Here is a 26,606-nt window from a genome sequence, read left to right as displayed (position 1 = left end):
CCGAGCTGGTAAAACAAGGGCCTGCCTGACGGCAGGCCCTAACCAGCCCGAACACAAAAAAACTGATACTCCCGAACAAAAAACGCGATGTTTACTCATCGCCTTCCCGAAGAGGCAGCAAGCTGCCTCTCAGGTCCGATGACTAAAATCCTTACATTCCTTTTTTGGCCTTGAACTCACGACGGCGACGATGCAGTACCGGCTCGGTATAGCCGTTAGGCTGTCGCGTACCTTCGATCACCAGTTCGACGGCTGCCTGGAAGGCAATGTTGCTGTCGAAGTCTGGCGCCAGCGGGCGATACAGCGGGTCATTGGCATTCTGGCGATCCACGACCGGTGCCATGCGCTTCAAGCTTTCCAGCACCTGAGCTTCGCTGACAACGCCGTGACGCAGCCAGTTGGCCATGTGCTGGCTTGAGATGCGCAGCGTTGCGCGGTCTTCCATCAGGCCGATGTCGTTGATATCCGGTACTTTCGAGCAACCTACACCCTGATCGATCCAGCGCACCACGTAGCCGAGAATGCCCTGTGCGTTGTTGTCCAGTTCGTTCTGGATTTCTTCGGGCGTCCAGTCGGTGTTCGGCGCAAGGGGAATGGTCAGAATATCATCCGCCGATGCCTGCTCGCGTTGAGCCAGTTCGGCCTGGCGAGCGAATACATCGACCTTGTGGTAATGCAGGGCGTGTAGCGCAGCCGCTGTAGGCGAGGGCACCCAGGCAGTGTTTGCGCCAGCCAGCGGGTGAGCGATTTTCTGTTCCAGCATGGCGGCCATCAGGTCGGGCATGGCCCACATGCCTTTGCCGATCTGTGCGCGACCTTGCAGGCCGCATTTCAGGCCGATGTCGACGTTGGAGTTCTCGTAGGCACTGATCCATTTCTCGGCTTTCATCTGCGCCTTGCGCACCACCGGGCCCGCTTCCATCGAGGTATGGATTTCGTCACCGGTGCGGTCGAGGAAGCCGGTGTTGATGAATACCACGCGCTCGCTGGCTGCCTGAATACAGGCTTTGAGATTGACCGTGGTACGGCGCTCTTCGTCCATGATGCCGACTTTCAATGTGTTGCCCGGCAAGCCCAGCACCTGCTCGATACGCCCGAACAGTTCGTTGGTAAACGCGGCTTCCTCCGGCCCGTGCATCTTCGGTTTGACGATGTACATCGAGCCGCTGCGGCTGTTGCTGCGCGAGGTATTGCCGTTGAGGTTGTGGATCGCAGCCAGACTGGTCAGCAGGCCGTCGAGAATACCTTCCGGCACTTCCTTGCCATGCTTGTCGAGAATCGCGTCGATGGTCATCAAGTGACCTACGTTACGAATGAACAGCAGCGAACGACCGTGCAGCGTGACTTCGCCGCCTTGTGGCGTGGTGTAGACGCGGTCCGGGTTCATGGTGCGGGTGAAGGTTTCGCCGCCTTTGGACACCGATTCCGCCAGGTCGCCTTTCATCAGGCCTAGCCAGTTGCGGTAGACGACCACTTTGTCGTCGGCGTCGACGGCTGCAATGGAGTCTTCGCAATCCATGATGGTGGTCAGCGCGGCTTCCATGAGGATGTCTTTCACGCCTGCCGCATCGGTTTGGCCAACCGGGCTGGAAGCGTCGATCTGCAATTCGAAATGCAGGCCATTGTGTTTGAGCAGCACGGCGAACGGCGCTGAAGCCTCACCCTGAAAACCCACCAGTTGTGCATCGTCGCGCAGGCCCGTGTTGCTGCCGCCCTTGAGGCTGATGACCAGTCTGCCGTCGATCAATTTGTAAGCAGTCGAATCAACGTGCGAGCCAGCCGCCAAAGGGGCTGCCTGATCGAGGAATGCGCGGGCGAAGGCGATCACCTTGTCGCCACGCACCTTGTTGTAGCCCTTGCCTTTCTCCGCGCCGCCTTCTTCGCTGATGGCATCGGTGCCATAGAGCGCGTCATACAGCGAGCCCCAGCGGGCATTTGACGCATTGAGCGCAAACCGTGCGTTCATTACAGGCACGACCAGTTGCGGTCCGGCCATGGTGGCTATTTCTTCATCGACGTTTTGTGTGGTGATCTGGAAGTCCGCTGCTTCTGGCAGCAGGTAGCCGATCTCCTGAAGGAAGGCTTTGTAAGCCGAGGCGTCGTGAGCCTGTCCGGCGCGCGATTGGTGCCACGTGTCGATCTGCGCCTGCAATTCATCTCGTTTGGCGAGCAGTGCCTTGTTCTTTGGCGCAAGGTCGTGGATCAGTTGGTCCGCACCCGCCCAGAACGCAGTGGCGTCGATGCCGGTTCCGGGTGTGGCTTCGTTCTGCACGAAGTCGAACAGGACTCTGGCGACTTGCAGGTCACCGACTTGAACGTACTCAGTCATTGCACTTGCCTCACTCTGCTCAGCAGGGTCGAGCACACTCGGGGAGCGCTCTGTTATTGATCTTGGTGTCATGTAGTACGAGATTCTGGATACTACATGAGCCGCCGTTGCGTGAAAACGTCGCTGAATATGTCATTAAACGACTGGATATTCATATCGGGTCACGATGATATTCATTGTGTTCCCAAAAGCGCCCGGGATTGTTCCATAAAGCGTGGCAAACGGTACACGATTTACCGCGCACGGGCTGCCTTCGGGGCTGTCTATACTGGTGCGACCGACGCCGTTTTCAAATCACCTGCACAGAAAAAGGAATAGACCGCGGATCATCTCGTCGTAACGCTGGTTGCTCCCGACAAACCGGGTCAGGTCGAAAGTATCGCGCAGTGCATTGCCGAGCAGGGCGGTAACTTGCTGGAAAGCCGCATGTCGCGCATGGCCGGGCAATTTGCCGGGATCCTCAAGGTGGGCGTCGAGCCGGAAAAGTACGATGACCTGATCAAAGCGTTGAACGCCCTGTCGGCCCATGGCATTCGCATGCTGTTGGCTGAAAGCGTGATAGAGACAACCGCCCCGACTCAGTTGATCAGCATGCAACTGGTCGGTAACGACCGCCCCGGCATTGTGCGCGACATCACCCGCTTGCTGGCCGGGCAGGGTGTCAACGTTGAACACTTGATCACCGACGTTCTCCTGCGCCCATGAGCAGCGAGTTGCTGTTCCACGCCGATGCAGTGCTGGGCGTACCGGTGGGCTTGTCGCTGGATGACCTGCAGGCAGGGCTTGAGACCCTGGCTGATGATCTGATGGTGGAGCTGGTGTTGGGTACTGAGGACTAGATTAACTTTCAGGTTATCCAAGTTAACCGTGCATCTGCCTGTGGATAACCTGGGGGAATAGCCTTGCACGCCATGTTCGCCGTGGGCTGGCGAAAGTTGATCAAAAAACCAACAGTTTCAATGGCTTGTGCACAGATAAGGTTAGCCTGCCTGTGGATAACCCTTGGAGAACCTCTTGCAGGCCACGGGGGGCGTGGCTTGCGAGGTGTTGTGTGTTTTTTGATCAGCCTCGGCCGCGGGATTTCAGCCAGATATCCACACTGTAGATTGCCAGCCCCGCCCAGATGAAGGCGAAGGTGATGATGGTGCTGGTGGTCAGGTGCTCCCCATACAGCAGCACCGCCAGCAGCAGAACCAGCGTGGGCGCGAGGTATTGCAGGAAACCCAGGGTGGTGAAGGGCAGGTGACGGGCTGCGGCGTTGAAGCACACCAGCGGGATCAGCGTCACCGGGCCTGCGGCGGCGAGCCAGATGGCTTGCGTGGTGGTCCAGAATTCCGGCTGGGCGCTCACGGCCGTCGGGTTGAGCGTTAGCCAGATCAATGCCAGCGGCACCAGCATCCAGGTTTCCACCACCAGGCCAGGCAAGGCGGCAACCGGGGCTTTTTTGCGGATCAGGCCGTAGAACGCAAAGGTCAGCGCCAGGGCCAGTGACACCCACGGCAGGCTGCCGACGTTCCAGACCTGCTGGGCGACACCAATGGTGGCGAAAGCGACCGCCAGCATTTGTAGACGCCTGAGCCGCTCGCCCAGCAACAGCATGCCCAGCAGCACGTTGACCAGCGGGTTGATGTAATACCCGAGACTGGCTTCAAGCATGCGGCCGTTGTTAACGGCCCACACGTAGACGATCCAGTTCGCAGCGATCAGCGTCCCGCTGAGTGCCAGCACGGCCAGTCGCTGTGGGTTGTTGCGCAGGTCACGCCACCAGCCGGGATGTTTCCAGAACATCAGCACGATCGAGCCGAAGAGGGCTGACCAGAGCACTCGATGGATGATGATCTCGATGGCCGGAACGGCGGAGATGGCCTTGAAGTAGATGGGGAACAGGCCCCAGATGGTGTAAGCACTCAGGCCCAGGATGTATCCACGGCGTGGATTGGCAGCTTGCATGGAGCGTCCCTTTAATACAGAAATTTCCGGTTTTATTGTGGGGTGATGCGGTTGATGGTTTTGATCGTACTCACGCTGGAGCGCTGGATGTTATACACAGGTTCGGCTGATTCACGACATCTGTGCCGCGTCGCTTGTTCAGGATCGGACGCGGAGCGTCCAGAGCTGCATGCGACGCGGAGCGCCGCACGATAATCTGGGGCTCATCAGGTCAAAACAGCTTCAACGGCTCTTCATTCAGCGCTGACATCTGCTCGCGCAGGGCCAGAATATGGTCGCCCCAGTAACGCTCTGTGCCGAACCATGGAAAGCTGTGCGGGAATGCAGGGTCGTCCCAGCGCCTGGCCAGCCAGGCGCTGTAGTGCATCAGGCGCAGGGCACGCAGTGGTTCGATCAGGGCCAGTTCGCGTGGATCGAAATCATGAAACTCGTTGTAACCGTCCATCAGCTCCGACAACTGGCCGAGGCGCTCTTGGCGATCACCGGCCAGCATCATCCAGATGTCCTGAACGGCAGGACCAAGGCGGCAGTCGTCCAGGTCGACGATGTGGAACATCTCGTCGCGGCACATCATGTTGCCGGGGTGACAGTCACCGTGCATGCGAATGTTGGTATGCGGCGTGGCGGCGTAAACGTCCTCGACACGCTTGAGCAGGTCACGGGCTACCGACTCGTAAGCCGGAAGCAGGCTGCGCGGGATGCAGTCGTTTTCCAGCAGGTAATTGACCGACGCATGGCCAAAGTTATTCACACCCAGTGCTTCGCGGTGCGCAAACGGTTTGGTCGAGCCGACCGCATGGATACGCCCCAGTAACTGACCCAGGCGATACAGCTGATCCAGATTGCCCGGCTCCGGCGCGCGTCCGCCTCGGCGCGGGAATAGCGTGAAGCGAAAGCCGGCATGTTCGAACAGGGTTTCGCCGTTATGCACCATGGGCGCAACAACGGGCACTTCGACCTCGACCAGCTCGTAAGTGAAGCTGTGTTCTTCAAGGATGGCTTCGTTGGTCCAGCGCTGTGGCCGATAGAACTTGGCGATCAGCGGCTGACCGTCTTCGATACCGACCTGATACACGCGGTTTTCGTAGCTGTTGAGTGCCAGGATGCGGGCATCGCTGAGAAAACCGATGCTTTCAACGGCATCTAGCACCAGATCGGGAGTGAGTGTTGCAAACGGGTGAGCCATGACTACTCCTGCGCGCAGCAGGTTGCCGCGTCGGACCGCTGATGGTAACGCAGACCGGTCCCGGTTCGCTAAACCCCTCCTGTTTAAAATGCCCAAGGGTCGAGTTGTCACCAAACGGTCATCCTCCGGTCGCTGTTTAGCCATGTTCGCCACTTAGAGTTGCCGCCAATGAGATCGATCTCAAGCGAGCGACCATGACTGATTTGAAAGAAGTTGCACGACTGGCCGGGGTTTCCCGGGCGACTGCTGCACGCGCCTTCGCAAGTCCTGAGGTGGTGCGCGCCGAGACCCGCGAGCGAGTATTCGTCGCTGCTCGTGAGCTGGGCTTTCGCCCCAATCGGCTGGGCAGACAGTTACGTCTGCAAACCACCAATCTGATTGGCGTCATCGTGCCAAACCTGCTCAACCCGGTGTTCGCCGAGCAGTTTCAGGCTATGGAAAGGGCGGCGCGGGCACGGGGCTACAACCTGTTGTTGGCGACCACCGACTACAGCGCCGAGCGTGAAAGCGCCGTTGTTGAGGAACTGCTGCGCCAGCGGGTCGACGGGCTGGTGCTGACCGTAACCGACGCCGAGCACAACCGTGTGCTGGAGAGCCTGGCCATCGAGGACACGCCGTTCGTGCTGGCCTATCACCAGACCGACAATGAGGAGTACAGCGCTGTGTCTGTGGATAACCGCGCAGGCATGGCGCTGGCGACGCGGTATCTGATCAACGCCGGCCATCGGCGTATTGCGATGGTCGCAGGCCCGGTCATGCAGTCCGACCGCGCCCGCCTGCGTTACGAAGGCTATCGCGATGCCATGAACGAGGGTGGGCTTGAGGCGCGCCCGGTAATTGAAATGCCTGCCCATACCAACGCCGACTTCGCCGCGCTCGAACCGTTGTTACGTGGTCCGACTGCGCCAAGCGCGCTGGTCTGTTCCAACGATCTATTGGCTATCAGCCTGATCGCCGAATTACGCCGCAATGGTTGGGGTGTTCCCGAGCGTCTTTCGGTCATCGGCTTCGACGGCATCACGCTGGGCACGCAGATGCACCCGACGCTGTGCAGTGTGGTTCAGCCGATTACCGAACTGGCGCACATCGTCATCGACCAGTTGCTGTCGCGGATTGCCGGCGCGGCACCGGTTTCTCATTGTCTGCCGTGCCATATCCGGCCCGGCGAAAGCACCCAGCCCTACCAGGAGATGCTTCATGCTCAGCCTCAGTAAAACCCTCGCGGCACTGCTGTTATGTAGTGCGGCCAGCCTCGCCCAGGCCGCCGAAACCGCCATCTGCTACAACTGCCCGCCTGAGTGGGCTGACTGGGGCACGCAGCTCAAGGCCATTGCCGACAGCACCGGTGTACAAGTGCCGCTGGACAACAAGAACTCGGGGCAGGCGCTGGCGCAGATCGTCGCCGAGCAGGCCGCGCCGGTCGCAGACGTGGTGTATTACGGCGTGACCTTCGGCCTGCAAGCGCAAAAGGCCGGTGTGGTCGATACCTACAAACCCAAGCACTGGGACGACATTCCCGCAGGCCTGAAGGACCCTGAAGGGCACTGGTTCGCCATTCATTCCGGCACGCTGGGCATCATGGTCAATGTCGACGCACTGGGCGGTCTGCCGGTGCCGCAAAGCTGGGCGGATCTGCTCAAGCCCGAATACAAGGGCATGGTCGGCTACCTCGACCCCTCCAGTGCATTCGTCGGGTACGTGTCCGCCGTTGCGATCAATCAGGCCATGGGCGGCACACTGGACAACTTCGGCCCGGCCATCGACTACTTCCAGAAGCTGGCGAAGAACTCGCCCATCGTGCCCAAGCAAACCGCTTATGCACGCGTACTGTCCGGTGAGCTGCCGATTCTGGTCGACTACGACTTCAACGCCTATCGCGCTCGCTACAAGGACAAGGCCAACGTCGCTTTCGTGATTCCCAAGGAAGGCACCATTGGCGTGCCGTACGTGATGAGCATGGTTGCCAAGGCACCGCACCGCGCCAATGCCGAGAAGGTGCTGGATTTCGTCCTGTCTGACGAGGGCCAGGCGCTGTGGGCCAAGGCTTATTTGCGTCCAGTGCGCTCGAAGATGCCTGCCGACGTGGCCGCGCAGTTCCTGCCCGACAGCGATTACGCTCGTGCCGGTGTGGTGGATTACCAGCACATGGCTGCCGTGCAGGAAGCCTTTGCTGCCCGTTATCTGCGTGAGGTGAAGTAATGTCAGCCTCGCCGGGACACGCGCTGGCTCTGCACAAGGGCGGATTTATGAAGCTGCGGCTGCGCCCGACCGCTGCGGTGGCACTTGCTCCGGCGCTGGCGGTGTTGCTGGCATTCTGGCTGCTGCCGCTGACCCACCTGATCCTGCTCGGCGCGCAAGGTTCTGACGGCAACGGCAGCGGTTACTGGCAGGTGTTGAGCAGTGCTCAATATCTCGGCAGCCTGGCGCAGACCTGTCTGCTGGCACTGGTGGTCACGCTTGCGGCGTTGCTGGTCGGCGGTATCAGCGGTGTGTTTCTGGCCCGTAACCAGTTTTTCGGACGCTCTGCGCTGGTGGCGTTGCTGACCTTTCCGCTGGCGTTTCCTGGCGTGGTGGTGGGCTTTCTGGTGATTCTGCTGGCCGGTCGCCAAGGCATCTTCGCGGCACTCGGGCTGGAACTGGCTGGCGAACGCTGGATATTCGCCTATTCGCTTACCGGTTTGTTCATTGGCTACCTGTATTTCTCGATTCCGCGCGTGATTCTCACCGTCATGGCCGCTTGCGAAAGCCTGGACCGCAGCCTTGAAGAAGCTGCGCATTCGCTGGGCGCGGGTCATTGGCGGGTGGTGTGCGATGTAATCGTTCCGGGGCTGGCACCCGCGCTGGTGTCCTGCGGTGCGATCTGCTTCGCCACGTCGATGGGCGCATTCGGTACTGCATTTACGCTTGGTACGCGCCTGAACGTCACGCCGGTGGCGATCTACAACGTGTTCACCAATTACGCCAACTTCACCGTAGCCGCCGCGCTGTCGGTGATCCTCGGGCTAGTGACATGGGCGGTGCTGTTGCTGGCCCGTCGCATGGTCGGGACATCAGGGGTTGCCCTTTGAAACGTTCTCCATTGTTTGCTGCGCAACTGGCATTCACGTTACTGGTTTGTGCGTTCATGCTGGTCCCGGTAGTGCTTTCGCTGCTTGCCGGGCTGACCCGCAATTATTTTCTGGGCCTGTCGAGCGGCTTGACATTCGACTGGCTGGTGCAGGTCTGGCAAGCCTATTCACCGACCGTCTGGTTGTCGCTGCAACTGGCTGTGGCCTGTGCGATCTGCGTATGCCTGGTCGGCGTTCCGGCAGCGTATGCGCTGGTGCGCATGAACAATCGCTTCAGCCGGGCCTTTGAAGAACTGATGGTCCTCCCCGTCGCCATGCCCGGCCTGGCCAGCGCCCTGGCGTTGCTGCTGACCTACGGCCAGTTCGGCAGCTTTCGCAGCAGCTGGCTGTTCATTCTGGTGGGCCATGTGTTGTTCACGTTGCCGTTTCTGGTGCGCCCGGTAATGGCGGTCATGCAGCGTCAGCAACTGCCGGTTCTTGAAGAGGCTGCCGCCAGTCTGGGCGCCGGGCCGATCAAGCGCTTTTTCAGCGTGGTGGTGCCCAATTGCCGCGCCGGGATTCTGGCCGGTGTGCTGATGGTCGTGACCCTGTCGCTGGGTGAGTTCAACCTGACCTGGATGCTACACACGCCGATGACCAAGACCCTGCAGGTCGGTCTGGCCGACAGCTACGCCTCAGCCCGACTGGAAGTCGCCAGCGCCTACACCCTTCTTTTTCTGTTGCTGATTGTGCCGCTGCTGATTGCGTTGCAGGCCATCAGTGCGCGTCTTGCCCGAGGAGAGAGCCGATGAGCGGAACCACCATTCGCCTGAAAGGCTGCCGCAAGGCATTTGCCGACGGCACCGTTGCTGTAAAGGATCTGCACTTGACCATTGAGCCTGGCGAAACGCTGGCGATTCTCGGTCCGTCCGGTTGCGGCAAGACCACCACCTTGCGTCTGATCGCCGGGCTTGAACGTCCGGACGTCGGTCAGGTGTTGTTCGATGATCAGGACGTTACGCGCCTGCCTATCGAGCGGCGTGACGTCGGGATGGTGTTTCAGAACTACGCGCTGTTCCCGAATCTAGACGTCGCCGGGAACATTGTTTACGGCCTGAAGATTCGCGGCCTGTCGCCTGCCGAACGAAGCAAGCGTTGCGATGAGTTGCTGGAACTGGTTGGCCTGACCGGTCATGGCAATCGTCGTGTCAACGAGCTTTCTGGTGGTCAGCGTCAACGGGTCGCGCTGGCCAGGGCTCTGGCACCGCGTCCGCGGGTGCTGCTGCTCGACGAGCCGCTGGCGGCACTGGATGCGCAGTTGCGTGAGCGCTTGCGCAGCGAGCTCGATCAGTTGTTGCGTGGGTTGGGCATCACCTCGGTGTTCGTCACCCACGATCAGGGCGAAGCCATGGCCGTGGGCGACCGGATTCTGGTCATGGAAAAAGGCTGCGTGTCGCAGTTGGCAACGCCCAGAGAAATCTATCAGCAGCCGGCCAATGCATTTGTCGCCGGGTTTGTCGGCAATCTGAATGCGTTCAGCGTGGTCGAGCGCACCCCGTCAGGCCTCAAGGTGAGCGGCGGCGAGCTGCCGTGGAACGGCGCTGATCTGCCGGGCACGGTCTACTGCCGCCCGGAACATCTGCGCCTGATGCCGGAGCGCGGGCACCTTCAGGGTCGCCTGGTCGGGCAGTTTTTTCAGGGTGCGCAAAGTCGTTTGCTGGTCGATGTCGGAGGTCCGCAGCCGCTGTTGGTGGACAGCACCGACAACGTTATTCACGCCGCCAACGCTGCCATCGCCCTGAGTGTTGAGCCGCAGGCGCTGTTCACCCTGCATTCGTAACATCGTTTCCGTAGAGAGATTATTTTGAATCGTCCGTTTCTTATTGCCCAGATCAGTGACTTGCACCTCAAAGCCGACGGGCGCCTGACCTATGGCGTGGTCGATACACTGGGTGCATTGCGCCGCGCAGTCGAACACATCAACGCCAGCAAGCAGCGCCCAGACATAGTGGTGATCAGTGGTGATCTGGTGGACTTCGGGCGTGAGGACGAATACGCCGTGCTCAAGCCTGAGCTGGAACGCCTGCACATGCCGTTCTATCTGGTGCCCGGTAATCATGACGATCGACACAAACTGCTGGCTGCGTTTGCCGAAAAGGTGTACCTGCCATTGTCGGCCAGCGGACCTCTGGACTGGGTGGTGGAGAAATACCCGGTACGTCTGATCGGCATGGACACGACCATTCCCGGCGAGCATGGCGGACAACTGGATTACTGTCAGTTGGACTGGTTGCACGCGCAGCTGTCACGTCGTCCTTATGTACCGACGGTGATCATCCTGCACCATCCGCCGTTCATTACCGGCATAGGGCACATGGACCGCGAACCCTTCGGCAACGCGTCGGCGCTGGAGCGTGTGATTGCCCAGCATCCGCAAGTGGAGCGTTTGTTGTGCGGGCATTTGCATCGCCCCATGCAGCGGCGTTTTGGTGGCAGCGTGGCAAGCATCTGCCCTGGCACCTCACACCAGATCGTGCTGGACCTCGACGAAGCCGCGCCTGCCCATTTCAACCTGGAACCGGCAGGCTACGTGCTGCATCGCTGGCATTCGGAACAGGGGTTTGTCAGTCATAACGCAGTGTTCGGCGACTATGAAGGGCCATACCCGTTCTACGATGTGAACGGGTTGATTGATTAATTGATTGCTCATCGCTCCCACGCTCTGCGCCCGGCGTGATACTCAAGTCTTGATGAGCCCGGAAAGCGGGGCTCGACGCGCAGTATCAGGCGGAGTAAAGATCCTTGTGGGAGTGAGCTTGCTCACGAAGACGGTGTTTCAGTCGATGCATTTTCGACGATCATACAGCCCTCTTCGCGAACAAGTTCGCTCCCACGGCCTCCGGCCAGAATCAATAGCAGACCTTTATATAACGATGAGCGATCTGCGTCCTCTTCCTGATTGCCGATCAGGCGCCGATAACGCCGCCATCTTCCCGGGTGATGACCATCACCGATGAGCGCGGTTTACCGTTGGGCAAATGCTCGGGGAACGTGGAACCACCGTTTTCACCGGGATGCTGGATGCCGATGAACATGGTTTTATAGTCCGGCGCAAAGCTGATGCCGGTGATTTCGCAACCAATCGGCCCGACCAGAAAGCGACGAATTTCGCCGCTGGCAGGATCGGCGCAGAGCATCTGGTTATTGCCCATGCCCGCGAAGTCACCCTTGTTGCTTGAGTCGCCATCGGTCTGAATCCACAGTCTGCCGGCTTCATCAAAGCTCAGGCCGTCGGGGCTGTTGAACATGTTCTGCGCGTTGATATTGCTCGACCCGGCCTGCGGTGTACCGGCATGCACAGTCGGGTTACCCGCGACCACGAACAGGTCCCAGTCGAAGGTCATCGCTGAAGGATTGCTGCCTTCTTCGCTCCAGCGCAGGATCTGCCCGTATTGGTTCTTGGCGCGTGGATTCGGCCCGCCTACAGGCTGACCCTCTTCGCCGCGTTTGACGTTATTGGTCAGTGTGCAATAGACCTGACCGTCTTTGGGACTGACTACGATCCACTCCGGGCGGTCCATGCGCGTGGCTTTTACAACGCTGGCCGCCAGGCGCGCGTGAATCAGCACTTCTGCCTGATTATTGAAACCGGCAGCCGCGTCCAGGCCATTCTTGCCATGAGTCAGTTCGACCCACTGGCCCTTGCCTTTCGGATGATCCGGATTGCTGTCGCCTGCATCGAACTGCGCCACGTACAAGGTGCCGTGGTCGAGCAGGTTACGGTTGGCTTTGGGGTTCTGGTGATCGATCTTGTCGCGGCTGATGAACTTGTAGATGAACTCGCCACGCTCGTCGTCGCCCATGTACACCACGGCGCGGCCACCCTTGGTTTGGGTGAAGGCCGCGTTCTCATGCTTGAAGCGACCGAGTGCAGTGCGTTTGACCGGTGTGGACTTGGGGTCGAACGGATCGATCTCGACCACCCAGCCATGACGGTTGACCTCGTTGGGGTTTTTCGCGACGTCGAAGCGCGGGTCGTGCGGGTGCCAGTTGATCTCCTTGCTGGCGGCAACCACGCCATAGCGCTTCATGCCGGCGTCGAACTTCTGCTCGGCGTTGCTGCTGCCGAAGCAATCAGTGAAGTTCTCTTCGCAGGTCAGGTAAGTGCCCCACGGCGTCTGGCCGCTGGAGCAGTTCTGAAATGTGCCGAGCGCCTGGGTGCCGGTCTTGTCGGCGTCCGTTTTGAGCCAGTCGTGCCCGGCTGCCGGGCCACTCAGGCTGATCGGCGTGTTGCCATGAATGCGACGGTTGTAGCGCGAGTCCTGAACGAACTGCCACTTACCATTGTGCTGCTGCACTTCGATCACGGAAACGCCTTCTGCAGCCAGTGCCTTTTGCACTTCTTCAGCCGATTGCGGCTCCTTGCCGTGATCGAAAAGGTAGCGGTAATTGGTGTATTCGTTGTTGATCGCCATCAGTGCGCGATCCTTGTGGCCTGGCATCGGGAACAGGCACATGCCGTCGTTGTTGTCGCCGAACTGCACCTCCTGAGCCTGGGCTGTGCCCTTGCCGCTCGGGTCGAAAGCCGGGCCGCCTGCCTGTAAAGGGTGGCCCCAACTGATCAGAACCGATGAGGTGTAGCCTTGCGGCAGGCTGATGCTGTCGGCAGTGGCGGCAGGGATGCTCTGGAAGCCCAGCAGTGTGCCGGACGCTGCGCTGATGCTGTTCGCGAGAACCGTGCGGCTCAACAGGTTGCCACCCAGAAACATCGCTGCGCCGCACAGGGCACCTGCGCTGATGAAGCCGCGGCGGGTGAGGCCGACCTTGTCTGTGCCGACCAGATTTTCCAGATCTGTGGTTTGATTTTCTTCTAATAGTTTCATCATCAAGGCTCCCTCGAATATGGCAGCCACCTTAGTGCGCACATATGACGGAATTGTGTCGCGGTAATGACTTGCCGACGCTTACATCGGTATACCCAGCAACACCAGTGAAGCGGCAAATCTTGCCTGCACCGTGGCACCGGTTTTCAGCTGCTGTGCATGCAGGTGCTCAGGTGTCGCCAGGGCGCACAGCGTCTGGCCGCCGGGGAGTGAGATGCGTACTTCGCTTGGGCCATCTTCGGCGTCGGTCACGCTGTCGATTCGGCCGATCAGGCAATTGTTTCCATTTGTTTCTTCGCTGTTGTCTGCATGCAGTTTCAGCCAGCCGGCCTTGATCAGTGCAACCACCTCCGTGCCGTTTTCCAGCTCCAGACGCAGGGTGCTGTCATGGGTGACCTGTGCTTCGATGAACACCTCGCCAGCCAATTGCAGGCGAACCTGATCGTTGTGTCCCTGACGGGTGATGCTGACGATCCGCCCCAGCAACTGGTTGCGTGCGCTGGTACGCAAGGTCAGGCGATTGAGCAGGTCAAGGTCGCTGCTGTCTTCGGCCGCTTCCAGCACTTGGGCCTGCAATGCCTGCACCCGCTGATAAAGACGCAGCACTCGCTCGCCCTCTAGCGACAGCTTAGCGCCGCCACCGCCACGTCCGCCGACACTGCGTTCTACCAGCGGCTTTTGCGCCAGATTGTTCAGCTCATCAATGGCGTCCCATGCTGCCTTGTAGCTCAAGCCTGCGCTTTTCGCGGCACGGGTGATCGAGCCCTGTTCGGCAATGTGCTGCAACAACGCGATACGTTGCGGGCGGTGGACCATGTGTTGCGTCAGCAAGGTGGGTAGCGACATGGTAATCCGGGGCGGTCGAGTAGGAGAGGGCAGTATGATCGCTCTCGCGCATGGCGTCGAAAACCGGTCGCGGAGCGTCCAGGGCTGCGCTACCACGCGGAGTGTGGAAGCGATGAGCGTTTTGAGGTTTCTGAGCATAGCGCCCAATCAATCCCCAGGCTTCGGCGTTCTTGCCAGGCAGTACACGTCCACTCTTCGCGCGCCGGCCTTGTTCAGGAGTCGCGCAATGACCTCTGCCGTCGAACCGGTGGTCAGGACGTCGTCCACCAGCGCCAGGTGCTTGCCCTGCACCCAGTCGGGATCAACGAGGGTGAAGGCGTCGCGCAGATTGCGTTTGCGTGCCTTGGCGTCCAGCCCTTGTTGCGCTGCTGTCTCCCGGCTGCGTAACACATGGTGTTCGTCAACGGGCAGCTGCAACTGTTTACCCAGCCACCCGGCCAGCATCGCCGCCTGATTATAGCCGCGCTGGCGCAGGCGCTTGTTGGCGAGAGGAACAGGAATCAGGTAATCGGGACGTGGCAGGTCTTCCTCAAAACGGTGCTGCAGAAACTGCCCGCACAGTTCGGCCAGCAGGCGCCCCATCGGCCATTTACCGTTATGTTTGAATCGGGTAATCAGGCTGTCCACCGGGAAGTCGTACAGCCACGGCGCGATGACCTGCGCAAATCCGGGAGGGCGCTTGCAACATTGCGCGCAGCTCATGCCGGAGAGGGGTAACGGCAGCGCACAGCAGTCGCACTGGCCGCCCAGCCATGGCAGCTCGGCTTCGCACGGCACGCAGACAGGCATTGGCACCTCGCTGCGCTCATGGCATAACAAACAGTGTTGTTTGTTTTTTAACCAGATGTAAACCTCGTATTGGCGGTTGGGTTGACAGCGCATGGCTCTTCCTTAAATATGCCCGACATCCGTGTAGCGCATGGTGCCTTTACGCCCTCGCGCATTGCCCAGAAACACCAAGGAGCCGCCCGATGAGCGCCAGCACCACCGCCACTTTGCGTCACGACTGGACTTTAGCCGAGGTCAGGGCGCTGTTCGTACAGCCATTCAATGACCTGCTGTTTCAGGCGCAAACGGTGCACCGCGCTCATTTCGACGCCAACCGTGTGCAGGTTTCCACGCTGCTGTCGATCAAGACCGGCGCTTGCCCGGAAGACTGCAAGTACTGTCCGCAGTCCGGTCACTACAACACCGGTCTTGAGAAAGAAAAACTGCTGGAAGTGCAGAAGGTGCTTGAGGAAGCAGCGCGTGCCAAAGCCATTGGTTCGACCCGTTTCTGCATGGGCGCGGCCTGGAAGCATCCTTCCGCCAAGGACATGCCTTACGTGCTGGAGATGGTCAAAGGCGTGAAAGCCATGGGCATGGAAACCTGCATGACCCTCGGCCGTCTCGATCAGGAGCAGACCGAAGCGCTGGCCACTGCCGGGCTGGACTACTACAACCACAACCTCGACACCTCGCCGGAGTTCTACGGCAGCATCATCACCACCCGGACCTACAGCGAGCGCCTGCAAACCCTGGCCTACGTGCGCGATGCCGGGATGAAGATCTGCTCGGGCGGCATTCTGGGCATGGGCGAGTCCCTCGACGACCGCGCCGGGCTGCTGATCCAGCTGGCAAACCTGCCGGAGCACCCGGAGTCGGTGCCGATCAACATGCTGGTCAAGGTTGCCGGTACGCCGCTGGAAAACGCCGAAGACGTCGCCCCGTTCGACTTCATCCGCATGCTCGCGGTGGCACGGATTCTCATGCCGCAGTCCCACGTGCGGTTGTCTGCCGGGCGCGAAGCGATGAACGAGCAAATGCAGGCGCTGGCCTTCTTCGCCGGTGCCAACTCGATTTTCTATGGCGACAAGCTGCTGACCACCGCCAACCCGCAAGCCGACAAGGACATGCTGTTGTTCTCCCGTCTGGGCATCAAGCCCGAAGCGGGCGAAGGCCATGCTGATGAAGTGCATCAGGCTGCCATCGAACAGGCGCTGGTCGAACAGCAAAGCAGTTCGATGTTCTACGACGCTGCTTCTGCCTGACCCCTTGAACGGGCCGGTCTGCTCCGGCCCGTGTTGAACTGCCATCTTTCGGACCGGGGCCTGCATGTCTTTCGATCTCCGCACGCGCCTCGACGCCCGTCGCGCCGAACATCTCTACCGCCAGCGCCCATTGCTGCAAAGCCCGCAAGGTCCGCAGGTGGTTGTCGATGGTCAGCCATTGCTGGCGTTCTGCAACAACGATTACATGGGCCTGGCCAACCATCCGGAAGTGATCGCCGCCTGGCAGGCAGGTGCCGAGCGTTGGGGCGTGGGCGGCGGGGCGTCGCATCTGGTGATCGGCCACAGTACGCCGCACCACGAACTGGAAGAAGCGCTGGCCGAGCTGACCGGTCGTCCTCGTGCCCTGTTGTTCTCCAATGGCTACATGGCCAACCTCGGCGCGGTGACAGCCTTGGTCGGGCAGGGCGATACAGTTCTGGAAGACCGCCTCAATCATGCCTCGCTGCTGGATGCCGGTCTGCTCAGCGGCGCACGGTTCTCGCGCTATTTGCACAACGATGTGACCAGCCTGACAAGCCGCCTGGAGAAATCCGTGGGCGATACGCTGGTGGTCACTGACGGTGTGTTCAGCATGGATGGTGACATCGCTGACTTGCCTGCGCTGGCCCAGGCTGCGAAGGCCAAGGGTGCCTGGCTGATGGTGGATGACGCCCACGGCTTCGGGCCGCTGGGTACAAACGGTGCCGGAATCGTCGAGCACTTCGGCCTGAGCGTGGAGGATGTGCCGGTACTGGTCGGCACCCTCGGCAAATCGTTCGGCACCTCTGGAGCATTCGTGGCCGGCAGTGAAGAGTTGATCGAAACCTTGATCCAGTTCGCCCGGCCCTACATTTACACCACCAGCCAGCCACCTGCGCTGGCCTGCGCGACCTTGAAAAGCCTGCAATTGCTGCGTACCGAACATTGGCGTCGCGAGCATCTGGCGAGCCTGATCCAGCAGTTTCGTCAGGGTGCCGAGCAGATCGGCCTGCAGTTGATGGACAGCTTTACGCCGATCCAGCCAATCCTGATCGGCGATGCCGGACGGGCTCTGCGTCTGTCGCAGTTGCTACGTGAGCGTGGCTTGCTGGTGACGGCGATTCGTCCGCCGACCGTGCCTGCGGGCAGTGCCCGATCGCGCGTAACGTTGTCTGCCGCGCACAGCAAGGCCGACGTACAGCTATTATTGGAGGCTCTGGAGCAGTGCTACCCGCTGCTGGATGCAAGTGAATCCACGGAGCCCGTCCATGCGTGATCGTTTGATTCTACTGCCGGGCTGGGGCTTGGGCGTTTCGCCGCTGGAGCCGCTTGCCGCCGCGTTGCGCGGGCTTGACGAGCACCTGCGGGTCGAAATCGAGCCGTTGCCGGATATCGACAGCTGCGACCTGCCTGACTGGCTCGACGAACTGGATGCCAACCTGCCGGATAACGTCTGGCTGGGCGGCTGGTCGCTGGGCGGCATGCTTGCCGCCGAGCTGGCAGCACGGCGTGGCGAAGGTTGCTGCGGGCTGCTGACCCTGGCCAGTAATGCCTGTTTCGTCACCCAGGGCGCGTGGCCGAATGCGATGCCCGCGCAGGATTTCGATGCGTTTCTGGCTGGCTGTTCCGCTGACCATGACGCGACCCTCAAGCGTTTCAGCCTGTTATGCACTCAAGGCGCAGTAGACTCACGCGGTCTCGCCCGGTTACTCAAGGCTGGCGCGCCGCACAGCTCCAAAACTGCTTTGGTCGATGGGCTGAAGATACTCCAGCAACTCGATACACGTAGCGCGCTGCAAACCTATCGCGGCCCGCAACTGCACCTGTTTGCCGGACTTGATGCGTTCGTGCCGGCTGAAGCAGCAAGTGATCTGCTGGCCTTGTTGCCGGATGTCGAGGTCGGTCTGATCGAACAGGCCAGTCATGCATTCCTTGTGGAAAACCCCCACGGAGTAGCCGCTGCGATTCACGCCTTTCTGCACGAGTTGGACGATGACTGATCTTTCTATGCCCAAACCGCCCTCTGTCCTGCCGGACAAACGGCAGGTCGCCGCGTCTTTTTCCCGGGCCGCGGGCAGCTATGACAGCGTGGCCGAACTACAGCGCAGCGTCGGCAGCGAGCTGCTGTCGCGTCTGCCTGCGCAGTTCAGTCCGGTTCGCTGGCTGGATCTGGGGAGCGGCACTGGCTATTTCAGCCGGGCACTGGATCAGGTTTTCAGTGGCAGCGAAGGCATCGCGCTGGATATCGCCGAAGGCATGTTGCGCCATGCGCAGCCATTGGGCGGTGCACAGCACTTTGTGGCAGGTGATGCCGAGCACCTGCCACTGCGTGATCAGAGTTGCGGGCTGATTTTCTCCAGCCTCGCTGTGCAGTGGTGTGCGGATTTCGCCGCGGTGCTCCGTGAGGCTCACCGGGTATTGCAACCAGGCGGTGTGTTTGCCTTCGCCAGCCTGTGCGTCGGCACGCTGTACGAGTTGCGTGACAGCTGGCAGGCAGTCGACGGCCAGGTTCATGTAAACCGCTTTCGTCACGAGGATGATTATCGTCAGTTGTGCGCTGCCAGCGGTTTACAGGTGCGCAGCCTGGATGTGTGCCCGCAGGTGTTGCATTACCCCGATGTGCGCAGCCTGACGCATGAGCTGAAAGCGCTCGGGGCGCACAACCTCAACCCTGGGCGGCCCAGTGGCCTGACCGGACGCGAGCGGATCAAGGGCATGGTTCAGGCCTACGAAGCCTTCCGTCAGGAAGCCGGTCTGCCCGCTACCTATCAAGTGGTGTACGCGGTGCTTGAAAAAGCCTGACGGCTCCACGTCATAAGGAAGATTACCGAGATGAGCGCTGCTTATTTCATCACCGGAACCGATACCGATGCTGGCAAGACCACGGTAGCTGCCGGTTTGCTGCATGCCGTCCGCTTGAAGGGCTTGAGCACCGCAGCGGGCAAGCCTGTGGCATCCGGTTGCGTAGTGACTGCACAGGGACTACGCAATTCCGACGCGCTGGCGTTACAGGCCGAGTGCTCTGTCGAGCTGGATTACGATGAAGTCAATCCGCTGGCTTTCGAACCGGCCATTGCGCCGCATCTGGCCGCGCGCGAGGCAGGTGTCGTGTTGACGGTCGACTCGTTGCTGAAGCCGATGCAGCACATTCTGGATAAACAGGCCGACTTCACCTTGATCGAAGGCGCAGGCGGCTGGCGCGTGCCCTTGGCCGGGCAGAGCAACCTTTCTGATCTGGCCATTGCGCTGGATCTGCCGATCATTCTGGTGGTGGGCGTGCGTCTGGGCTGTATCAATCATGCGCTGCTGACTGCCGAAGCCATCGCCCGGGACGGTCTGCACCTGGCAGGCTGGGTGGCCAACGTCATAGACGCAAACACCTCGCGGCTTGAGGAAAACCTCGCCACGCTGGTCGAGCGTCTGCCTGCACCCTGTCTTGGACGCGTGCCACGATTGAACGAGGCGAGCGCCGGAAATGTGGCGCAATACCTTGAATTAGGGCAACTGCGCTGACAGCGTCGCTATCTTGCTGACAGGCAACGTTGTTTTGGTTTTTTCAAGAGTCAGGCTATCATGCGGCCTAGTGCCATTAGTCTATTTGTCGAGTATTTCTGCGCAAATGCTGGTTCAATGGCACGTGTTCGTTTTTTGAACTGAGGATCGGCTTATGCAAATCACCATGAACAACACCCTCTACCCGGGCTTAAGCGCTATGCAGGTCGGGCAAGGTCGTGTGGATCAGGCGGCCACCCAGATCGCCAGCTCCAACATCGAAGTGTCGGGCAGAAGCCAGTCTTCCGACTTTCAGCTCGAAAACCTGCGTTCCGTCGACCGCAGCCAGCGTTCTGACCTGTCTGCCAATATTGTCGAGCTCAACGCCGGCAAGAGTCAGGTCGAAGCCGGGGTTGCGGTTCAAAAGGCCAGCGACGAAGCGCTTGGCACTCTGATCGACACTTACGCTTAACATCCTGTGTTCTAAAGCTTCGTGTAACGCCTACGCCGTGTCACACCTGCACGGCGTCGTTTGCTGAATTGCCCGCCATCACCCTCCTGTATCGCCCCCGTAACACCTTCCACCCTCGACTAAACTTGCGCTTACGTTTTTCCTGCGCCTGCGCCTGATGCCTTTGCCTGCGCGGTCTGTAGAGCAGGGTGGACGAATGGTGCGCGCTTCGCTATTGACAAGGATTGGGCGTAAACGTATGTTTCAAACACCTGTTTGACCGCAAGGCATACGAGATTGTCTGGTGCTTGAGGCTATGCTTTCAGCGACCGCCCGGTCATTCGTTCCAGGATTCATCAGCAGAGGTTTATCGCTATGCCTGACTACAAGGCCCCCTTGCGTGATATTCGTTTCGTCCGTGATGAGCTGCTCGGTTATGAAGCGCACTATCAAAGTCTGCCAGCCTGTCATGACGCCACCCCGGACATGGTCGACGCCATTCTCGAAGAGGGTGCCAAGTTCTGCGAGCAGGTTCTGGCACCGCTGAACCGGGTGGGCGATACCGAGGGCTGCACCTGGAGCGAGTCGGGCGTGAAGACACCGACCGGTTTCAAGCAGGCTTACAAGCAATTTGTCGAGGGCGGTTGGCCGAGTCTGGCGCATGACGTTGCGCATGGCGGCCAGGGCTTGCCCGAGTCGCTGGGTCTGGCAGTGAGCGAGATGGTCGGCGAAGCGAACTGGTCGTGGGGCATGTACCCTGGCCTGTCGCATGGTGCGATGAACACCATCTCCGAGCACGGCACTCCCGAGCAGCAGGACGCCTACCTGACCAAGCTGGTCTCCGGCGAATGGACCGGCACCATGTGCCTGACCGAATCCCACTGCGGCACTGACCTGGGCATGCTGCGCACCAGGGCTGAACCTCAGGCTGACGGGACCTACAAGGTTACCGGCACCAAGATTTTCATTTCCGCTGGCGAACACGACATGGCCGATAACATCGTCCACATCGTGCTGGCGCGTCTGCCGGACGCACCGGCTGGCACCAAAGGCATTTCGCTGTTCATTGTGCCCAAGTTCCTCTCGGCTGCCGATGGCAGCATCGTTGATCGCAACGCGGTTAACTGTGGCTCCATCGAACACAAGATGGGCATCCACGGCAACGCCACCTGCGTGATGAACTTCGACGGCGCTACCGGCTACCTGATCGGCCCGCCGAACAAGGGTCTGAACTGCATGTTCACGTTCATGAACACCGCGCGTCTGGGCACTGCGCTGCAAGGTCTGGCGCATGCCGAAGTGGCCTTCCAGGGCGGCCTGCAATATGCCCGTGACCGTCTGCAGATGCGTTCGTTGACCGGCCCTAAAGCACCGGACAAGGCCGCTGACCCGATCATCGTCCATCCAGACGTGCGCCGCATGCTGCTGACCATGAAGGCTTTCGCCGAAGGCACGCGTGCCATGGTGTACTTCACGGCCAAACAGGTCGATATCGTCAAGTACAGCGAAGACCCGGAGCAAAAGAAAGCCGCCGACGCCTTGCTGGCGTTCATGACGCCGATTGCCAAGGCCTTCATGACCGAAGTGGGCTTTGAAGCCGCCAACCACGGTGTGCAGATCTACGGCGGTCACGGTTTCATTGCCGAGTGGGGCATGGAACAGAACGTTCGCGACTGCCGGATTTCGATGCTGTACGAAGGCACCACCGGCATTCAGGCTCTCGACCTGCTGGGCCGTAAAGTGCTGATGACTCAGGGCGAAGCGCTCAAGGGCTTCACCAAGATCGTCCACAAGTTCTGTCAGGGCAATGAGGGTAACGAAGCCGTTCAGGAATTCGTGACGCCTTTGGCCGCGCTGAACAAGGAGTGGGGCGACCTGACCCTGAAAGTCGGCATGGCGGCCATGAAGGATCGCGAAGAAGTCGGCGCAGCTTCGGTGGATTACATCATGTTCTCCGGTTATGCCTGCCTGGCGTACTTCTGGGCCGACATGGCGCGTCTTGCGGCCGAGAAGCTGGCTGCCGGTACGTCGGATGAGGCGTTCTACCGCGCCAAGATCCAGACCGCGCGCTTCTACTTCCAGCGCATCCTGCCGCGCACTCGCACGCACGTTGCCGCCATCCTGTCGGGCGCTGCCAACCTGATGGACATGAAAGAGGAAGACTTCGGCCTGGCTTACTAAGCCTCGCTGCGGTCATGAAAACCGCCTGATCGCTGATCAGGCGGTTTTTTTATGGGTGCGTTTTGGCTCATTGTTAACACCAATCTCAACGAGACTTTGGGGAGCACTGACCCCGGATAACTCTCGTTTCCATCACTGCGCGTGGTAATGCATTTCGTGACGCTCTGCGTCACATCGCAGCCATGGGGCGCTATTCAATGCGGTCCGAGATACAGATAGCACCAACGCCCGCGACTTCCGCAATAAACATTTCCCACCTCCTGCCGTTACAGAAAGTAGCTCGTTTATTGATCCTGCCGATGCATTGTTCGCTGGCGGAGGGCACAATGCCATCAGGTCAGCCATTCATTCAGATGCCGGGTAGGAGATAACCCCTTTTGTTGCGTCCATCAGCTGCGCGATTGAGTCATTTTTTGCCTTCACTGGGTCTGCTGGTGGCGGGGCTTGCGGCTGCGTACGTAAAGGACCTGAACGTCTTCTTCACATCGCTATTCAATGTGCTGCCCACGCTGGTTCTGCTGTTGGGCGGTGCGTATTGCTGTGTTTACCGGCGTCAGCGCGAGCTGTTTCTGATGCTCACGGTGTATATCGCCTACTACCTGCTGGATACCCAGACCGATTTTTACCGCGATAACGGCAAGGTCCGTGAGGATGCGGCGGTGATTTTCCACCTGGTCTGCCTGCTGCTGCCTGTGCTGTTCGGGCTGTATGCCGCGTGGGAAGAACGTACGCATCTGTTTCAGGACATGGTCGCGCGGCTCGCGGTATTGGTGGCGGTAGGCAGTGTGGCGCTGGGTCTTGAACAGAGTTATCCGGTCGAACTGCAAGTCTGGCTGGCCGACATCCGCTGGCCTGCGCTGCACGGTGCCTGGATGAGTCTGATTCAGCTGTCCTATGCCATGTTCCTGGTGTCATTCGGGGTGTTGATCTGGCAATACCTGGAAAAACCGCGACCGCTGCACGCCGCGCAGATTGTCGGCCTGCTGGGATTGTTCTGGGCACTGCCGAAAACCTTCATCCTGCCGTTCACGCTGAATATCCTCTGCAGTCAGGTGATGCTGATGATTGCCGCCGCCGTGGCTCACGAGGCGTATCAGATGGCCTTCCGGGATGAACTGACCGGACTGCCTGGTCGCCGGGCGCTCAATGAACGCATGCAGCGTCTGGGACGCAACTATGTGCTGGCGATGAGCGACGTGGATCACTTCAAGAAATTCAACGACACCCACGGCCACGATGTGGGCGATCAGGTGCTGCGTCTGGTGGCCAGCAAACTGTCGAAAATCACCAACGGTGGTGGCAAGGCGTATCGCTATGGGGGCGAAGAGTTCGCCATCGTGTTTGCCGCCAAGACCATTGATGAATGCATGCCGCATCTGGAAGCCATCCGCGAGACCATCGCCAATTACGAGATTCAGCTGCGCAACAAGGACAGTCGTCCTCAGGATGATCAGCAAGGCCGACAACGCCGCGGTGGAGCGCAGGCAGGCAGCGTGTCGGTAACGGTCAGTATCGGCGTTGCCGAACGCCAGCCGGAACATCGCACGCCGGAAGAGGTGCTCAAGAGTGCTGACCAGGCGCTGTATGCGGCCAAGGGGGCCGGGCGCAACTGCGTGGTCGCTTACGGGCAGTTGAACCGGCGCGGCGCTGTTCGTACAACTGAAGCGGCCACCTGAGCCAATCCTGCTATTTTTCCCCGTGACCTGCTATGACTATTCAGTCATGACACGACCCTATGTCTCTGAAATGTTGTTCGGGTAGACTCGTGAAACTCGACTGCTGATCTGCGTCTCTGCATGCATCGATCAGCCTCCAACAGAATTTCGCTCCGTGTTCACGAGGTTTGCCATGGCTGACTACAAAGCGCCACTGCGCGATATGCGCTTCGTCCTCAATGAAGTCTTCGAGGTTTCAAAGCTCTGGGCTCAACTGCCCGAGCTGGCCGAAACAGTCGATGCTGAAACGGTCGAAGCCATTCTCGAAGAAGCCGGTAAAGTGACCAGCAAGACCATTGCGCCGCTGAGCCGTAACGGTGACGAGGAGGGCTGCCACTGGAAGGACACCGTCGTCACCACACCTGCAGGTTTTCCCGAGGCCTATAAGACCTACGCTGAGGGCGGCTGGGTCGGTGTAGGCGGCAATCCCGAGTTTGGCGGCATGGGCATGCCCAAGGTGGTGTCGGCTCAGGTCGAAGAGATGCTCAACTCTGCCAGCCTGGCGTTCGGTCTGTACGCGATGCTCACGTCCGGCGCCTGCGTATCGATAGACACCCACGCCAGCGAAGCGCTCAAGACCAAATTTCTGCCCAATATGTATTCAGGCGTCTGGGCCGGGTCGATGTGCCTGACCGAGGCCCACGCCGGTACCGATCTGGGCATCATTCGGACCCGGGCCGAACCGCAGGCGGACGGCGCTTACAAGATCACCGGCAGCAAGATTTTCATTACCGGCGGCGAACACGACCTGACCGAAAACATCATTCATCTGGTCTTGGCCAAGTTGCCGGATGCACCGCCCGGGCCGAAAGGCATTTCGCTGTTTCTGGTGCCCAAGTTCATGGTCGGCGACGACGGCAGCCTTGGCGAGCGCAACACCGTCAGCTGTGGCTCGATCGAGCACAAGATGGGTATCCAGGCTTCGGCGACCTGCGTGATGAACTTCGACGACGCTACCGGCTACCTGATCGGCGAACCGAACAAAGGGCTGGCGGCGATGTTCACAATGATGAACTACGAGCGTCTGGGCGTTGGTATTCAGGGCCTGGCGTCGGGCGTGCGGTCTTACCAGAGCGCCGTCGAGTATGCGCTGGATCGTTTACAGAGCCGCGCCCCGACCGGAGCGCAGAACAAGGACAAGGCTGCTGACCCGATCATCGTCCACCCCGACGTGCGTCGCATGCTGTTGACCATGAAGGCGTTCAACGAAGGCGGTCGTGCGTTTTCCAGCTACGTCGCACTGCAACTGGATATCGCCAAGTTCAGCGAAGACGATGCCGCGCGCAAGCGTGCCGATGATCTGGTGGCGCTGCTGACCCCGGTCGCCAAGGCGTTCCTGAGTGATATCGGTCTGGAAACCACTGTTCATGGCCAGCAGATTTCGGCGGTCACGGTTACATCCGTGAGTGGGGCCAGGAACAGCTGGTACGTGACGTGCGCATTACGCAGATCTACGAAGGCACCAATGGCATTCAGGCGCTTGACCTGGTGGGGCGCAAGATCGTCGGTTCGAACGGCGCGTTCTATCAGTTGTTTTCGGATGAAGTGCGCCAGTTCATCAATGGCGCGGATGGCGCACTTAACGAGTTCGCCCAGCCGCTGGCAAAAGCCTTGAACATGCTGGATGAGCTGACTGGCTGGGTGCTGGACCGCTCGCGCGGTAATCCCAATGAAATCGGCGCTGCGTCTGTGGAGTATCTGCATCTGTTTGGTTACACCGCCTACGCCTACATGTGGGCGATGATGGCCAAGGCGGCGCTCGGTAAAGAGCAGCAGGAGGAGTTCTATGCGAGCAAGCTGGGCACCGCACGCTTCTACTTCGCGCGCCTGCTGCCGCGTATCCACTCGCTGGATGCCTCGGTGCGCGCGGGCAGCGATTCGCTGTACCTGTTGAAGGCGTCACAATTCTGACCTGCAAAAGCCTTGTAAGCATTTGCTTACACTGCGTGGTGCCAATTGACCTCTTCCCAAGAAAGGGATCCAAAGTTAATCTTCACCCATGGACGTAGCGCAGGACGCGCAACAAGACATAACAGGGACACGTAGGGAAGCCTGCCAGGACGGTGGGGTGAAAGGGAAATCAGGGAAACAGTCTGGAAAGCCCCGCTTAGGCGGGGTTTTCTTTGTTTGCGTTTTGACGATTCTGTTTTCTTTCCGCTCGCAGCACACGATGCTGTGCCCGCAGTGCAACGCTTGTCCTGATCCTCTCCCGAGAAAGAATAATGGCGCGGTGCCAGAGCCGGTTGAACCCTCACCGACGGCCAGGGTCGATTAGCTGTATGGCCAATCAGAGCCAATTCAATCAGGAGCTTTTCATGGACATCATTCGTATCATTTTCGCCATTCTGCTGCCTCCGGTAGGCGTGTTCATGCAAGTAGGCTTTGCTGGCGCTTTTTGGCTGAATATCCTGCTGACCCTGCTGGGTTATATCCCGGGGATCATCCACGCGATCTACATCATCGTCTCGCGCAAGTAACTCTCGCGCAAGTAACAAGGTCGCCCGACCACGCAGTAGC

The 26,606-nt window shown here is 59.8% G+C and carries 21 protein-coding genes and 2 pseudogenes; 17 read left to right on the top strand and 6 right to left on the bottom strand.

Translation table 11 applies throughout. From position 1 onward, the window contains the following. Window positions 1-151 precede the first annotated feature (151 nt). The gene (locus tag AO277_RS15115; protein ID WP_044318276.1) at window positions 152-2,329 is read right to left on the bottom strand and encodes a malate synthase G; all 2,178 of its coding nucleotides are present in this window, start codon (window positions 2,327-2,329) and stop codon (window positions 152-154) included. A gap of 342 nt (window positions 2,330-2,671) precedes the next feature. Here AO277_RS15115 and AO277_RS15110 point away from each other — a divergent pair. Beyond that, window positions 2,672-3,168 (top strand): annotated as a pseudogene (locus AO277_RS15110) (glycine cleavage system transcriptional repressor). Window positions 3,169-3,391: 223 nt separating this feature from the next. Here AO277_RS15110 and rarD read toward each other — a convergent pair. Both rarD and AO277_RS15100 read right to left on the bottom strand, forming a co-directional pair. Continuing rightward, entirely contained in the window at window positions 3,392-4,279 is an 888-nt protein-coding gene (rarD, locus tag AO277_RS15105) for an EamA family transporter RarD (RefSeq protein WP_004663394.1), read from the bottom strand. Window positions 4,280-4,490: 211 nt separating this feature from the next. Beyond that, complete coding sequence (locus AO277_RS15100) at window positions 4,491-5,465, bottom strand: serine/threonine protein kinase (protein WP_002555585.1); 975 nt, start codon at window positions 5,463-5,465, stop codon at window positions 4,491-4,493. Between the two features lie 194 nt (window positions 5,466-5,659). Between AO277_RS15100 and AO277_RS15095 the strand changes: the two genes are divergently transcribed. The 6 genes from AO277_RS15095 to AO277_RS15070 are packed head-to-tail and all read left to right on the top strand — an operon-like array spanning window position 5,660 to window position 11,210. Next, a complete protein-coding gene (locus AO277_RS15095; protein ID WP_002555584.1) occupies window positions 5,660-6,679 on the top strand; it encodes a LacI family DNA-binding transcriptional regulator in 1,020 nt (339 codons plus the stop codon). Beyond that, the gene (locus tag AO277_RS15090; RefSeq protein ID WP_002555583.1) at window positions 6,663-7,664 is read left to right on the top strand and encodes an ABC transporter substrate-binding protein; all 1,002 of its coding nucleotides are present in this window, start codon (window positions 6,663-6,665) and stop codon (window positions 7,662-7,664) included. Before AO277_RS15095 ends, AO277_RS15090 begins: the two co-directional genes overlap by 17 nt. Next, a complete protein-coding gene (locus AO277_RS15085; protein ID WP_005735061.1) occupies window positions 7,664-8,533 on the top strand; it encodes an ABC transporter permease in 870 nt (289 codons plus the stop codon). Before AO277_RS15090 ends, AO277_RS15085 begins: the two co-directional genes overlap by 1 nt. Next, on the top strand, window positions 8,530-9,324 hold the full coding sequence (locus AO277_RS15080) for an ABC transporter permease (protein WP_044318275.1): 795 nt from the start codon (window positions 8,530-8,532) through the stop codon (window positions 9,322-9,324). Before AO277_RS15085 ends, AO277_RS15080 begins: the two co-directional genes overlap by 4 nt. Continuing rightward, a complete protein-coding gene (locus AO277_RS15075; RefSeq protein ID WP_044318274.1) occupies window positions 9,321-10,352 on the top strand; it encodes an ABC transporter ATP-binding protein in 1,032 nt (343 codons plus the stop codon). Before AO277_RS15080 ends, AO277_RS15075 begins: the two co-directional genes overlap by 4 nt. Window positions 10,353-10,376: 24 nt before the next feature. After that, window positions 10,377-11,210 (top strand): phosphodiesterase, encoded by an 834-nt coding sequence (locus AO277_RS15070; protein ID WP_044318273.1) that lies wholly within the window; start codon window positions 10,377-10,379, stop codon window positions 11,208-11,210. A 268-nt stretch (window positions 11,211-11,478) separates the two neighbouring features. On the opposite strand, the gene AO277_RS15060 is transcribed toward AO277_RS15070, so the two are convergent. The 3 genes from AO277_RS15060 to AO277_RS15050 all read right to left on the bottom strand — a co-directional run bounded on the left by AO277_RS15060 (window position 11,479) and on the right by AO277_RS15050 (window position 15,123). Next, entirely contained in the window at window positions 11,479-13,395 is a 1,917-nt protein-coding gene (locus AO277_RS15060; protein ID WP_044318277.1) for a PhoX family protein, read from the bottom strand. Between the two features lie 81 nt (window positions 13,396-13,476). Then, the gene (locus AO277_RS15055; protein WP_044318272.1) at window positions 13,477-14,241 is read right to left on the bottom strand and encodes a TOBE domain-containing protein; all 765 of its coding nucleotides are present in this window, start codon (window positions 14,239-14,241) and stop codon (window positions 13,477-13,479) included. A 147-nt stretch (window positions 14,242-14,388) separates the two neighbouring features. After that, entirely contained in the window at window positions 14,389-15,123 is a 735-nt protein-coding gene (locus tag AO277_RS15050) for a ComF family protein (RefSeq protein ID WP_044318271.1), read from the bottom strand. An 89-nt stretch (window positions 15,124-15,212) separates the two neighbouring features. On the opposite strand from AO277_RS15050, the gene bioB reads away from it, so the two are divergent. The 10 genes and pseudogenes from bioB (at window position 15,213) to AO277_RS15000 (ending at window position 26,566) form a co-directional block, all read left to right on the top strand. Then, a complete protein-coding gene (bioB, locus tag AO277_RS15045; protein ID WP_044318270.1) occupies window positions 15,213-16,271 on the top strand; it encodes a biotin synthase BioB in 1,059 nt (352 codons plus the stop codon). Window positions 16,272-16,335: 64 nt separating this feature from the next. Next, entirely contained in the window at window positions 16,336-17,526 is a 1,191-nt protein-coding gene (gene bioF, locus AO277_RS15040; protein WP_044318269.1) for an 8-amino-7-oxononanoate synthase, read from the top strand. Then, window positions 17,519-18,250 carry an alpha/beta fold hydrolase gene (locus AO277_RS15035; RefSeq protein WP_044318268.1) on the top strand — a complete coding sequence of 244 codons (732 nt, stop codon included), beginning with the start codon at window positions 17,519-17,521 and terminating at the stop codon, window positions 18,248-18,250. The genes bioF and AO277_RS15035 overlap by 8 nt, the downstream gene beginning before the upstream one ends. Continuing rightward, a complete protein-coding gene (gene bioC / locus AO277_RS15030) occupies window positions 18,243-19,052 on the top strand; it encodes a malonyl-ACP O-methyltransferase BioC (RefSeq protein ID WP_002555571.1) in 810 nt (269 codons plus the stop codon). The genes AO277_RS15035 and bioC overlap by 8 nt, the downstream gene beginning before the upstream one ends. A 30-nt stretch (window positions 19,053-19,082) precedes the next feature. After that, window positions 19,083-19,763, top strand: a complete 681-nt coding sequence (gene bioD, locus AO277_RS15025) for a dethiobiotin synthase (RefSeq protein ID WP_044318267.1) — start codon at window positions 19,083-19,085, stop codon at window positions 19,761-19,763. Window positions 19,764-19,917: 154 nt separating this feature from the next. After that, window positions 19,918-20,214, top strand: a complete 297-nt coding sequence (locus AO277_RS15020) for a hypothetical protein (RefSeq protein ID WP_004654758.1) — start codon at window positions 19,918-19,920, stop codon at window positions 20,212-20,214. Between the two features lie 354 nt (window positions 20,215-20,568). Further along, complete coding sequence (locus AO277_RS15015; RefSeq protein ID WP_044318266.1) at window positions 20,569-22,374, top strand: phenylacyl-CoA dehydrogenase; 1,806 nt, start codon at window positions 20,569-20,571, stop codon at window positions 22,372-22,374. Window positions 22,375-22,751: 377 nt separating this feature from the next. Further along, window positions 22,752-24,050, top strand: coding sequence for a GGDEF domain-containing protein (locus AO277_RS15010; RefSeq protein WP_031596853.1), 1,299 nt, complete (start codon window positions 22,752-22,754; stop codon window positions 24,048-24,050). 172 nt (window positions 24,051-24,222) lie between these two features. Next, window positions 24,223-26,000: pseudogene (locus tag AO277_RS15005) on the top strand (acyl-CoA dehydrogenase C-terminal domain-containing protein). A 404-nt stretch (window positions 26,001-26,404) separates the two neighbouring features. After that, the gene (locus AO277_RS15000) at window positions 26,405-26,566 is read left to right on the top strand and encodes a YqaE/Pmp3 family membrane protein (RefSeq protein WP_002555565.1); all 162 of its coding nucleotides are present in this window, start codon (window positions 26,405-26,407) and stop codon (window positions 26,564-26,566) included. The last annotated feature ends 40 nt before the right edge of the window (window positions 26,567-26,606 follow it).

The organism is Pseudomonas amygdali (assembly GCF_002699855.1).
GTDB classification, from domain to species: Bacteria; Pseudomonadota; Gammaproteobacteria; order Pseudomonadales; family Pseudomonadaceae; genus Aquipseudomonas; species Aquipseudomonas amygdali.
Note: the sequence above shows the minus strand (reverse complement) of the source record. Positions and strands in the feature narration are given on the sequence as shown.

Bases quoted from the DNA above. Each gene is read 5' to 3' on its own strand.
- AO277_RS15075 (WP_044318274.1), top strand. From the start codon at position 9,321: ATGAGCGGAACCACCATTCGCCTGAAAGGCTGCCGCAAGGCATTTGCC.
- AO277_RS15060 (WP_044318277.1), bottom strand. From the start codon at position 13,395: ATGAAACTATTAGAAGAAAATCAAACCACAGATCTGGAAAATCTGGTC.
- AO277_RS15090 (WP_002555583.1), top strand. From the start codon at position 6,663: ATGCTCAGCCTCAGTAAAACCCTCGCGGCACTGCTGTTATGTAGTGCG.
- AO277_RS15055 (WP_044318272.1), bottom strand. From the start codon at position 14,241: ATGTCGCTACCCACCTTGCTGACGCAACACATGGTCCACCGCCCGCAA.
- AO277_RS15095 (WP_002555584.1), top strand. From the start codon at position 5,660: ATGACTGATTTGAAAGAAGTTGCACGACTGGCCGGGGTTTCCCGGGCG.
- AO277_RS15115 (WP_044318276.1), bottom strand. From the start codon at position 2,329: ATGACTGAGTACGTTCAAGTCGGTGACCTGCAAGTCGCCAGAGTCCTG.
- rarD (WP_004663394.1), bottom strand. From the start codon at position 4,279: ATGCAAGCTGCCAATCCACGCCGTGGATACATCCTGGGCCTGAGTGCT.
- AO277_RS15020 (WP_004654758.1), top strand. From the start codon at position 19,918: ATGCAAATCACCATGAACAACACCCTCTACCCGGGCTTAAGCGCTATG.
- bioB (WP_044318270.1), top strand. From the start codon at position 15,213: ATGAGCGCCAGCACCACCGCCACTTTGCGTCACGACTGGACTTTAGCC.
- bioC (WP_002555571.1), top strand. From the start codon at position 18,243: ATGACTGATCTTTCTATGCCCAAACCGCCCTCTGTCCTGCCGGACAAA.
- AO277_RS15015 (WP_044318266.1), top strand. From the start codon at position 20,569: ATGCCTGACTACAAGGCCCCCTTGCGTGATATTCGTTTCGTCCGTGAT.
- AO277_RS15000 (WP_002555565.1), top strand. From the start codon at position 26,405: ATGGACATCATTCGTATCATTTTCGCCATTCTGCTGCCTCCGGTAGGC.
- AO277_RS15085 (WP_005735061.1), top strand. From the start codon at position 7,664: ATGTCAGCCTCGCCGGGACACGCGCTGGCTCTGCACAAGGGCGGATTT.
- bioF (WP_044318269.1), top strand. From the start codon at position 16,336: ATGTCTTTCGATCTCCGCACGCGCCTCGACGCCCGTCGCGCCGAACAT.
- bioD (WP_044318267.1), top strand. From the start codon at position 19,083: ATGAGCGCTGCTTATTTCATCACCGGAACCGATACCGATGCTGGCAAG.
- AO277_RS15050 (WP_044318271.1), bottom strand. From the start codon at position 15,123: ATGCGCTGTCAACCCAACCGCCAATACGAGGTTTACATCTGGTTAAAA.
- AO277_RS15100 (WP_002555585.1), bottom strand. From the start codon at position 5,465: ATGGCTCACCCGTTTGCAACACTCACTCCCGATCTGGTGCTAGATGCC.
- AO277_RS15035 (WP_044318268.1), top strand. From the start codon at position 17,519: ATGCGTGATCGTTTGATTCTACTGCCGGGCTGGGGCTTGGGCGTTTCG.